The 11,538-nt window shown below is 57.8% G+C and carries 8 protein-coding genes; 2 read left to right on the top strand and 6 right to left on the bottom strand.

Translation table 11 applies throughout. From position 1 onward, the window contains the following. Both ACETWG_10215 and ACETWG_10210 read right to left on the bottom strand, forming a co-directional pair. The coding region (locus tag ACETWG_10215) for an exo-beta-N-acetylmuramidase NamZ domain-containing protein (protein ID MFB0516958.1) at positions 1-909 on the bottom strand (909 nt) is incomplete at its 3' end. Beyond that, positions 909-2,351 (bottom strand): sodium:solute symporter, encoded by a 1,443-nt coding sequence (locus tag ACETWG_10210; protein ID MFB0516957.1) that lies wholly within the window; start codon positions 2,349-2,351, stop codon positions 909-911. The genes ACETWG_10215 and ACETWG_10210, both read right to left, overlap by 1 nt. A gap of 302 nt (positions 2,352-2,653) precedes the next feature. Between ACETWG_10210 and ACETWG_10205 the strand changes: the two genes are divergently transcribed. Both ACETWG_10205 and ACETWG_10200 read left to right on the top strand, forming a co-directional pair. Next, on the top strand, positions 2,654-2,944 hold the full coding sequence (locus tag ACETWG_10205) for an HU family DNA-binding protein (protein ID MFB0516956.1): 291 nt from the start codon (positions 2,654-2,656) through the stop codon (positions 2,942-2,944). Next, complete coding sequence (locus tag ACETWG_10200) at positions 2,941-3,951, top strand: HU family DNA-binding protein (GenBank protein ID MFB0516955.1); 1,011 nt, start codon at positions 2,941-2,943, stop codon at positions 3,949-3,951. The genes ACETWG_10205 and ACETWG_10200 overlap by 4 nt, the downstream gene beginning before the upstream one ends. Positions 3,952-4,188: 237 nt before the next feature. Here ACETWG_10200 and ACETWG_10195 read toward each other — a convergent pair whose 3' ends face one another. The 4 genes from ACETWG_10195 to polA form a co-directional block, all read right to left on the bottom strand. Next, positions 4,189-7,038, bottom strand: coding sequence for a glycoside hydrolase family 3 N-terminal domain-containing protein (locus tag ACETWG_10195; protein ID MFB0516954.1), 2,850 nt, complete (start codon positions 7,036-7,038; stop codon positions 4,189-4,191). After that, on the bottom strand, positions 7,025-8,107 hold the full coding sequence (alr, locus tag ACETWG_10190; protein MFB0516953.1) for an alanine racemase: 1,083 nt from the start codon (positions 8,105-8,107) through the stop codon (positions 7,025-7,027). Before alr ends, ACETWG_10195 begins: the two co-directional genes overlap by 14 nt. A 7-nt stretch (positions 8,108-8,114) precedes the next feature. Then, positions 8,115-9,119 (bottom strand): N-acetylglucosamine kinase, encoded by a 1,005-nt coding sequence (locus tag ACETWG_10185; GenBank protein MFB0516952.1) that lies wholly within the window; start codon positions 9,117-9,119, stop codon positions 8,115-8,117. A 13-nt stretch (positions 9,120-9,132) separates the two neighbouring features. Continuing rightward, positions 9,133-11,538, bottom strand: a 2,406-nt coding sequence (gene polA, locus ACETWG_10180; protein ID MFB0516951.1) for a DNA polymerase I, incomplete at its 5' end; no start/stop codon positions are given.

Here is an 11,538-nt window from a genome sequence, read left to right as displayed (position 1 = left end):
GATCCACGGCGCCCCGCAGATAAGGAAGGGTTCGTGGGTTCCCCGCCCCTCAGAAACGTTGGTCCCTTCGAACAGGCAGGTGCCCAGGTAGGCCACCGCGGTCTCAAAGGTGGGAATGTTAGGCGATGGCGGTACCCACGTTAACTGGGTCTCATCCCACCACATGTAGCGTGACCAGTTCACCATGGGGACCACGGTGAGGTCGGCGTGGCGGTCCTCGGTGAGCCAGCCCTCCTCGTTGATCATGATGGCCAGCTCACCTATGGTCATACCATGACGGATTGGTACCCGGTGCATGCCAACGAAGGAAGCATAGTCCGGATCCAGGATCGGGCCGTCGATGATGTCGCCCCGTACCGGGTTGGGACGATCGAGAACCCAGATCGGGACGCCATCCCGGGCGCAGGCATCCATCACCAGGGTCATGGTGCTGGGGTAGGTGTAATAACGGGCCCCCACGTCCTGGATATCAAATATGACCACATCGATACCGGCCAGCTGATCCGGGGTGGGCTTGCTGGTCTGGCCGTAAAGGCTGTAGACCTTAACTCCCGTGCGCGTGTCTTCGGTGTCTGCCAGCTGCTCCCCGGCGGAGGCCTTGCCGTACAGGCCATGTTCAGGCCCGAAGATCACCTTCATTGTCACACCTTCCTCCCGGTACAGCAGGTCCAGGATAAACTCTCCCCGCTGGCTGAGACCGGTGTGATTGGTAACCACCGCCACCGTTTTGCCTTTCAGGGGCGCAAAATCGTCGTTCTCCAGAACGTCCAGGCCGGTGATGGTGGTATGAAATTGCTGGGTAGGATTGACTGGCTCATAGACGCGGGAATAGCGCCAGTCAGTTCCCCAGGCATAAACCGCCAGCACTAGGATAATTAAGGTCATTGAGCGGATCTTGTTTTGCAGCATCAAAATAACCCTCCAGTTTCGGTTCGTAGCTTTGAGATAGCCAGGTTCACCACGTAGGCCAAGCCAATGTTCGCGACAGTGGCAACGATAATGTACCAGGTCCAGGCGATGCCGAAGCCTTTAAGCACCAGGACCGCCGCGGCCGCACCCAGCAGGCCCGTGATCAGCGCCGCCGGATAAAAGTGGATCCTGGCGCGACCCATTAGGAACAGCCCCAGCAGACCACCATAGGTATAGGACGCGATCTGCAGCCCCAGCTCTACCACCGGATTTTCTCCCGGCAACCACATAACCAGTATCGCCATGCCCATGAGCACCGTCCCCCAACCCAGGCTGATCAGCCGGGAGAGGCGCAGGTCGTCGGTGCGTTTCAGCCAGTCGTTCACCGTGGATGAGGCCAGACTGTTGATCGAGGAACTCAGCGTGGACATAGCCGCTGCCAGGACACCCGCCAGCAGCACCCCCTTCAGCCCGGTGGGCAGGTAAGTGGCGATGAAGCGCGGATATTCCTGATCCACGCCCAGGGTTTCACCCTGAAAAACAATCCACAGCAGCCCGCCCACCAGCATAAACAGCGCGAACTGGAAGGTGACAAACAAGCCGCTGCCCACCAGGGCCATGCGAGCGGCGGGCAGGCTGCGGGTGGAAAGCACCCGCTGGACCATCATATAGTCGGCACCGTGGGAGGCGAAGGAAAGGAACGCCCCGCCGATAATAGCCGCGGGAAAGGCATAGGCTGCCTTCAGCGAAAAGACCTCCCCACTACGGAAGTTGAGAACCCCCAGCTTGCCAGCCTCAGCCAGCTGGCTCAAGCCAGCCGCCAGGCCGCCATCAATCAGGCCGTGGATGAACCACAGCGACAGGATACCACAGCTCAGGTAGAGGATGAACTGTACCGTGTCCATCCAAACCACCGAGCGGATACCCCCAGCCAGGGTGTAGACCAGCGTCACCCCGCCCATGAGTAGCACCGCCTGCGGGATAGTCAGGGGCAGCAGGGTCTGAACCAACAGGGCGGTGGCGAAAAAGCGTACCCCGTCCGCCAGGAGGCGGGTAAACAGGAATACTGCCGAAGTCACCCGCTGTACCTGCTGACCAAAACGCTGGCCGATATACTGGTAAATGGAGGTGATGCCCTTGGCATAGTAGAGCGGCAGCAACAGGAAGCTCACCAGCACCCGCCCCAATATATAGCCGAAGGCCAGCTGCAGGAAGAACCAGTTGCCCCGATAGGCCATGCCCGGCACGCTGATGAAGGTCAGCACCGAGGTCTCGGTGGCCACCACCGATAGCATGACAGCATACCATGGCAGAGTGCGCTCAGCCAGGAAGTAGGCGGTAGTAGTCTTGCTGTACCGCCCTGACCAGATGCCGTAAATCACGGTCCCGCCGAGGAACAAGGTGAGAATCCAGATGTCAAGCGGGTCAATGGTTGCAGGCATAGGCTAACCTACGGTATCGCTTAAGTTTGTGGGTGCTAGGGCGGCACGGACTCTGCATGGGCCTCAGGGAATCTCATAAACCAGCTGAAAGTAAGCTATTTTTGTAGGGGATACCTACTGGTTGGGATGCATGGGTGATTGAGTTTTAAATTTCCGGTGGCCCCACCGGCGCAGTATATTTACCAACCACTACTGCGCATTTCATAATCCCTTGCTTGTATAAAAACTTACGCTTATACTTATAGCCAAATGTGGCGCTATAGCATATCTTTCCATTGCAGTAGTGCAAGGAGCGAGCTCTCATGACCCATATCGAGGTTGTGCATATCGTAGCTGAGCGCCTGGGTTTGTCCCAGCGCAAGGCCCACGACCTGGTGGAGGTCACCGTCCGGGCCATAGCGGAAACGCTAGGCGGCTACGTCGGTATATCCATACCGGATCTGGGAACCTTCGGCTCCCACGTACGGCCGCAGCGCAGGGCCTACAGCCCCTATTACGAAGATCTAGTGCTGCTACCCTCCAAGCGGGCGGTATTTTTCCACCCCAGTGCCAGCCTCAAGGCCGATGTCAGGAACGTGGAGATTGCGGGATGAGTGAGAAGATCACGTTCCAGGAACTCGTTGACCGCATTGCGGCTGAGACTGGCATCTCCAAACACCTGGCCCAAGATCTAATCAAGGAATTTGCCGCGGTCATCGAAGAGGGCTTGATCCGTGATGGGAAGGTGCGTATCGCTCAATTGGGGACTTTCAGATTACACCGTGTCCCCGAAACTACCGGGATTAATCCTCAGACCGGGGCCAGCCTGGTCATCCCGGAGCATACTCGCGTTCTATTCAGACCAGCTCAGGCGCTGGCCCGCCGAGTCAACCGGGAGTATAACCACATGAATGCCAAGCCACTAACAGGTCAGACGGCGGAACCTGATGAACCGGAATCGACGACCGAACCGGAAAAAACCGCCGAACCCACCAAGGAACCAACCGCAAAACCAAGCCGTCGAATCCCCACCGCCACCATCGCCATCGCTGTCGCAGCCGTTATCGTCGTGGTTGTGGTAGCTCTGCTGATTTTCCGAGGCGGCGAAGAGGAACCCGCCCCACCGCCTGCTGTGGAAACACCGGCTGCAGAACCAGTTCAGCCACCGATTGTGGAGAAACCAGTGGTAGAAGGAGTACCTCCTATAACGGAGCCACTACCTCCACCCGTTGCCGAAAAACCTGCACCCCCGCCCGAGGCAATACCAGCGGCACGCCCAACGGAACCCACACCACCGTCCTACTGGGCGCAGGGAATCAAGGCCTACGTTCACACAGTGAAGAGGAATGACAACTGGTGGAACCTGGCGAAACTCTATTACCAGGATGTCCTGTACTGGCCCAATCTCTACCGGGCTAATTCGTCCAAATTGAGAAATCCCGATTTACTATTCGTGGGCATAGAAATTTTGATCCCATCCCTGGAAGGACCACCGCAGCAGCTTACAGCGATGGATTCATTGGATTTGGCCACCGGCTATTACGAAGCGTATCGGGCCTATGAACGCCTGGGCAAGCATGATGCCAGCGACTATCTGAGGGCCTCAGGAAGATTTAAATAGGAGACTGCCAAAGGGAAAGACATTTCTTTATCAATCATAACTGACAGGTCAAACTACTTGTCGCGGTGAGTCTTTACTCATCTTCATCTATAGTTCTAATTCCTTAAAAACCGCCTGCCCCATCCGTCGCAATGAAATGCTCTCTTAATCAGGTACAATTTAAAGTTATACATTAAGTAGATGCTTGAAAAGAGCGTAGTGAATTTCTCTTTCGCTTCAAGTTCTGCAGGTGATAGTTCAAGTCCTGGGTTCAGTACTAAGAATAATTTTTACAATGGCATTATGAAACGTATGGCGCAACTCCATGTGGCCGCCCCGCTCACGTGTGGGATGCACCCGGTTGGTAAGGAGTACGACAATCACCTCTGTTGCGGGATCGATCCAGATGGAGGTGCCGGTGAAGCCCGTGTGGCCGAAGGCTGCGTCAGATAAGAGATCTCCGGCTTCGGGGGTGGCATTGGCCATCTGCCAGGTCAGGGCCCATCCCGAACCCGGTGGCAATTCCTGGGGCTGGATAAACGCCTCCACTGTCTCCTCCCGCACCATCCGTCTGCCATAGACCACTCCCCCATTCAGGTACAGGAGGCCTAATTTGGCCAACTGATTGGCCGGAGCGAAGGCGCCTGCATGGGCCGACACACCCCCCATAAAATGGCTGTTTCCATCATGCACCTTGCCCTGGATCAGACCCCTGCGGCCCTCTGCGTCCACCTCGGTGGGGACAATGCGCTCCTGCCACTCCACCGGGGGATTGTAGCCGGTGCCTTCCATCATGAGGGGACCGAACACCCAGTCCCGGGTCAGATCAGCCAGCCGCTCCCCGGTCACCAGCTCCACGATAGCAGTGAACAGAATCAAGCCCACACCACTGTAGGTAGACTGCGTACCGGGCTCAAACTGCAGCTCGGTCCTGCAAATAGTGTCAATCACCTCTTCCGGCTTGATACCCATCTTCCAGAACCAGATGTAATCTGGCAGACCGGAAGAATGAGTCAGCAAATGGCGAATGGTAACCCGATCCTTCCACTTGCCCTGGAAGGTGGGAAGGTAATCCTGCACGGGCTCGTCCAGTACCAGGTAGCGTCCATCAACCAGCTGCATCGCCAGGGTGCCTCCTACCAGCACCTTGGTGACGCTGGCGAGGTCGTAAATGGAGGCGGTAGTCACCGGGGGGGCGTCCACGTCATAGGTAAAGTGTCCGAAGGCCGTATCGGCCAGGATGTGTCCTGCTTTGGCAATGAACACCTGGGCACCCGGGGTGATTTTGGCCTGGATAGCGCTGTCCAGTACCGCATAAGCCCGGCTGAAATCCCAGGTGCGAGTGGACTGGCTGAAAGCCCGGGTGCGGGCTTCTCTAGTGAGACCATGGCCGCGGCGGTAGCTGGCATCCAGGTCAACCGGCAGCCGGCCAGTGATCGGAGCCCGACCGAACAGGGCATCGGCCATAGCCAGCATCGTCATGCCCTCGTAACTGTAACCGCATAGGTAGGTGGGAATAGGCTCCAGGGAAGGCAGATAGGGACTACCGAAACTGGCCACCGCGAACTTGACCTTCGCCTTCCCCAGGGCTTTCAAGAGCTCATGGTGCGTCGAGTCAATAGTGCTGACGCCCTTCTCCATATGGATCCTCACCAGGGCCGTCACCAGGGTCAGATTGGTAGTCCGGGCTGCCTCTACCAGCTCCTTAATGCGGGTATTGGAGAGCTCGTCGTTCACAAAGAAAGTCTTGACTCGTTTCTTCCCGAAAGTGAATTCCACGTCGCTCCAGAAGGGAAGGGTGCGGTCTTTGAGGTCGTCGTCCATTGAGATCAGGATGTGGGTAAGGGTTTGTCGGCGACCCGGTCGGAAGGGGATCAGGTTCAGCTCGTCCTTGACAAGGGTGATGGATTTCCGGGCAATTCCCCGTGAGGCTTCGCGGAATTCCTCCAGGCCTACCTGCCGCTGCACATCATCTCGATTAAGGCTGCGGCGCTCATCGTACAGGCCAAGCTCCGCCTTCAGCTTTAATACCCGGTTGACCGAGGCCTCGATCCGTTCCGGGCTGATGCGCCCGGTCCAGACCGCCCGTACAATGGCCTCAATGGCCTGATCCACGTATAATGGCAGGAGGACCATGTCGTTGCCGGCCTCAATGGCCCGGACGGCGGCTTCCCCGGTCCACTGTCCGCCCGTTATAGCCCCCATCTCCATCCCATCGGTAACAATGAGGCCATCAAAGGCGAAATCACCGCGTAAAAGACCTTCGGTAATCTTCGCCGACTGGGTGGCGGGACGGTTGGAGGCGTCCAGACCAGGCACGGCAATATGGCCCACCATCATCATCTTGACTCCGGCCTCGGCAGCCGCCCTGAACGGCATCAGCTCCATTTGATCCAGGCTTTCCCGACTGCCGGGGATCAGCGGCAGGCTGGTGTGACTGTCAGTAGCAGTGTTGCCGTGACCGGGGTAGTGCTTGGCACAGGCTACCAGGCCGTGGTCTTGGGCACCCTGAATGAACGCAGCTCCCATTCGGGCCACCAATTGGGGATCATCACTGTAAGAACGGAAGTTGATAATGGGATTATCGGGGTTGTTATTCACATCCATCACCGGAGCGAAGGTGATATGGACGCCCAGCGCCCGGGCTTCAAGGGCGGTGATGCGCCCCTGCTGGTAAGTGTTCTCTTCATCGAAAGTAGCAGCCACTGCCATGTTTGAGGGAAACATGGTAGCGCCCTCAATCTGCTGCCCCACGCCCCGCTCAAAATCCGCAGCCACCAGCAGCGGAAAGGACGCCAGGCGCTGAAACCGCTGCAGGTTGGTAAAGGTACCGTCAACACTGCCGCGGAAGGTGATCAGACCACCCACCTGATCCTGGGCTACCCACCTTTCTACCTTCCGGCGGTAGCCGTTGTCGGCACTGTAATAATACCCTTCCACTCGCACCATAATCAATTGGGCCACCTGCTGGCGCAGGCTCAAATCCGCCGCCGTCACCGGCTCCTCATACCAGACTTCAGGAGCTACGATGGGCCGGGGAACATGCACACATGCTCCCAATAGCAAAGCAGCACTCACACCTAATCCAAATAGCTTAATCTTCCACATAATGACGCTCCACTCTAGTCCCAATTCGTGTTAAGAGTTCATACGGGATGGTATCAGCTAATCGGGCCTGATACTCGACGCGGAGGCGGGGATCATCGCTGAGACCCCAGATCAGGGCCTCTTCACCAACCTGCCGCACATCACGACCCAGATTAATATTTACGAGATCCATTGACACACGTCCCATCATAGGATACACCGCGTCTCCCAGCTGAACGTGGCCTTTGTTAGACAGGGCCAGGGGCACACCATCGGCGTAGCCAATCTGCAGGACACCCGTTTTAGTCTCTTCCGGAGCGCGATACTCACGGCCGTAGCCTACCGGCGTGCCCCGCGGGATGTCCTGCACCTTTACCAGGGGTGCTTTCAGGTCCATCACCGGCAGGATCTCAAAGGGTGGCTGCACGTGCTCCGAAGGCCTAACGCCATACAGGAGCAGTCCTGGTCGAACCATGTTGAAATGGCTATTCGGGTCCCGCACCAGGGCACTGCTGTTGGCAACGTGGAAATATTCCACCTCCAGGCGCAGCTTGCGGGCCATATGTACAAACTGGGTGAAGCGCACCAACTGGTATCGCAGATAGCTCAGATCGGCCTCGTCCGCGGTGGCAAAATGTGACCAGATGCCCTCCAGGTGAATGAACGCATGCTTCTTCACCTGCTCCATCGCTTCAACCGCCGCCTCATAAGGGATCCCCAGCCGGGTCATGCCGGTGTCCACCTTCATATGAACCACGTACTCGGAGCCGGTGGCCTCATGATGGGCTGTCAGGGATTTGATATCTTCCAGGCTATGCAGGCTCAAGCGGATGTCGTGCTGCCTATAGGCAGCTAGTGATTGAAGATCAAACCGACCCATGTGCAGGATCATCTGCTCCAGACCAGCCTGGTGCAGATCAAGGGCTTCCCGGAGGGTAGCCACCCCAAAGCCGTACACGCCTGCCTCAGCCAGGGCCCTCGAGATCGGAATGATACCATGACCGTAACCATCCGCCTTCACTATCGCCAGCACCTTGGCGTTCCCAACGTGCTCTGAAAGCTGGTGAAAATTGGACTTCAGCCGACCCAGATGAATATCAGCTCGCGGAGTGTAAATGGTTCTCTCTCCAGCTCTTCTTTAAGGCTTCCCTGTCAACCGTTATCTTATTAATGCGGGCAGCGATGAGACCGGCACCAAAAGCAGGATCGATTTCGGGAAGCCGCCAGGTGATGTCCGGCAGGTCGTAGCTCAGAGCATCGGCCAGCATCTTTCGAAAAACGGGATTTCTGGTGATAATGCTCCCATTGATGCCAATGGTCATTTTATCCTTGCGCAGCTCTGCCTTATCGATCATGATAAGGAGTTCGTCAGCCAGGGCTTGGGTCCCTTCCTGAACAATCGCCAGGGCCAGATCATTCCCCTCCGCGGCCAGCTCACAGATGACCTGGCCAAGAAGAGCAGTTCTGGCGACCATATTCTCCGCCTCACCGGCGATGCGCGCGGCCTCATCAATGGATTCAGCTCCATAGACCGCCATGGTTCGGCGCCGCAGAGCATCCAGCTGCGCATCTTGGGCCTGCTCATCGGCTGCGGAAGATCCTTCGGACATGATCAGATGGACCAAAGCTGTTTTGCCCATCCAATATCCGCTCCCGGGATCACCTCCCAGCTGAGGGCCCCTGCCGCTGGCGCGATAGGTATTGCCCTGCTCATCCCGCGCCCAGCCGATGGCCCCGGTACCCACACATACCAACACCCCCGGCGCAGCTCCCCATACAGCCTCGTACGCCGCCTCCACATCCGAAGTAACCAGAGCCCGGTCAGACAAGTCCAAACGATCCAGCTCCAGGAACAGGCGGTCACGCGCATCCGGATTGGATACACCCGCCACACCGATATTCACCAGGTCCACCGCCTCCAGGCCCAGGCCGGCCTGAGCAGCTAGCTCCTGGATGAAGTGTCCCAATATTTTAGTGGTATCAACGCCGGGCGTGCTTAAGGAGGTGGCTTCCGTCTCCCGAAGCAGGCGGACTTCCCCGCGCTCGGTAAATAAAACCCCCCGCGTCCGGGAGGCCCCACCATCAATGCTGAGGATGATCACGTTCTACACGTTTTCAGTGCGCTTCATACCAGCTGGGACCAAAACCGCAGTCCACATCCAGGGGCACATCCAGCTCCATAGCTGATTCCATTTCAACCACTACCATCGCCTTTAAGCGCTCCACTTCATCTTCAGGAGCTTCGAAGAGCAATTCATCGTGAATCTGAAGGATCATCCTGGATTTGAAGCCTTCCTCGACCAGATGGCGGTGAATACGAATCATGGCAATTTTAATCAGCTCCGCGGCAGTCCCTTGAATGGGCATGTTCACAGCGATGCGCTCATCGGCGCTGCGCAGGCGTTGGTTACTGGACTGCAGATAGGGCACCTTCCGGCGGCGACCCAGGATGGTGCTGACGTGACCATCCTCGCGGGCCTGGGCAAGTAAGTCGTCAATGAATTTACGGATGCCCGGGTAGGTATTGAAGTACCGGTTGATCAGCTCCCGGCCTTCCTGGATGGAAATGTCCAGCTCCTGGGACATACGGAACGGACCGGCACCGTACATGATGCCGAAGTTAACCACCTTGGCCGTGCGTCGCATATCCGGCGTCACCTCCGCAAGGGACACGCCAAAGACGGTGGCCGCCGTCTGACTATGGATGTCCCGCTCCTCGCTGAAAGCCTCGATGAGGGCTTCCTCCTTGGCCAGGTGAGCCATGATACGCAGCTCAATCTGGGAGTAGTCCGCTGAAAAAATACCCCAACCCTCATCCTGGGCACGGAACGCCCGCCGGATTTCACGACCCAGGTCCGTGCGAATGGGGATGTTCTGGAAATTGGGATTGCTGCTGGAGAGACGGCCCGTGGCCGCCGTCGTCTGGCTGAAAGAGGTATGCACCCGACCGGTTTCGGGATTAACCAGGGCCGGGAAAGCGTCTATATAGGTGGACTTCAACTTCTTTACCTGGCGATAGTCCAGAATCAGGCCCGGCAGGGGATGCTGATCCTTGAGCATCTCCAGGACCGTCACATCCGTGCTGCGCTTGCGAAGCTGCTTGAGCCCCAGCTGGTCAAACAAGACCACGCCGAGCTGCTGAGGAGAGTTGATGTTGAACCCCGTCCCGGCGGCGACGTAGATCTCCTGCTCCAGATCGGTGAGTCGCTCCTCCATCTTACCGGACATTTCTTCCAGCAACGGCAGGTCCAGGAACACACCCCTGCGCTCCATCTCCACCAGCACGGGAATCAGGGGAACTTCGATCTCCTCGTTGGTAGCGATGAGACTATTGGCAGCCAGTCCGTCTCTTAGAAGCGGGTAGAGCAAGCCAGCCACATCGGCGTCCTCGGCGGCATAGTGGGCCACCTGCTGCATCGGCACCTCCGCCATGGAGCGCTGCCCCTTCCCGCGCTTGCCAATCAGTTCCTCGATAGGCACCATGCGATAGTGCAGATATTTCTGGCTCAGGGCGTCCAGCTTGTAGGTGGAGGCTTCGGGCTCCAGCAGGTGAGCGGCAATCATAGTGTCAAAAACGATGCCCTCTACCGCTACCCCGTAGCGCCGCATCACCAGGGCGTCGTATTTGATATTCTGGCCGATGAGGGGTCGGTCGGGGTCCTCCAGGATGGGTCGCAAGTGTTCGAGGATGACAGGGAGGTCCAGCGCGGTTCGCTCATCCCGCTCGGGGTAAACCACCGGCACGTACCAGCCGTGGTGCGGCTCCACCGAAAAGGCAATCCCTACAATCTCCGCCTGAAGGGGATTGGTGGAGGTGGTTTCCAGATCAAAGGATATCCACTCTGCCCTCGTGAGCTCCGCCAGCAGGGCCTCCAGCTCATCGTGGGTGGTTACTATCTTGTAGGTCTTCGCGGGTTGATCCTCGGCTGCCTCCGTTACGATCCCTGCCAGGCTCAACAGTTCCGGTAAGATAGCTTTGATCTCCAGCTCCTGGAGCCGCTCGGCGGCGGAGGGGGGGTCCAGCTTCTCCAACGAAAGATGTTCCACGTCGACATCTAGCGGTACATCGCAATGGATGGTAACCAGCTCTTTAGAAAGCAGGGCCAGCTCATGGCCGCTCAGCAGTCCCTCCCGGACCCGTTTGCTGGCCACCTCAGTGGCATGGTTGAGTACTTCTTCCAGGGTGCCGTATTGATCAATCAGCTTCTGGGCGGTCTTCTCCCCCACGCCCTGCACCCCCGGGACGTTGTCAGAGGTATCCCCCATGAGACCCAGCAGATCGATCATTTTGCTCGGCGGTACTCCCCAACGTTCAAGGACCTTCTCGGCGTCATAGACCACGGCCGGGTTACGGCCCCGGCCCGGCGTATATACAAAAGTGCTGTCCGAGACCAGCTGCAGCATGTCCTTATCACCGGTGACCAGGTAGGTATCCCAGCCTTTGGCTTCCGCCTGGGTTGCCAGGGTGCCCATGACATCGTCGGCCTCATAGCCCGGCACCCGCAATACCGGCACCTGCAG

The sequence above is a fragment of the Candidatus Neomarinimicrobiota bacterium genome, from assembly GCA_041862535.1.
Classification (GTDB): Bacteria; Fidelibacterota; Marinisomatia; order SCGC-AAA003-L08; family TS1B11.
The sequence above is the reverse complement of the archived record's forward strand: the minus strand, read 5'-3'. Positions and strand labels throughout refer to the sequence as shown.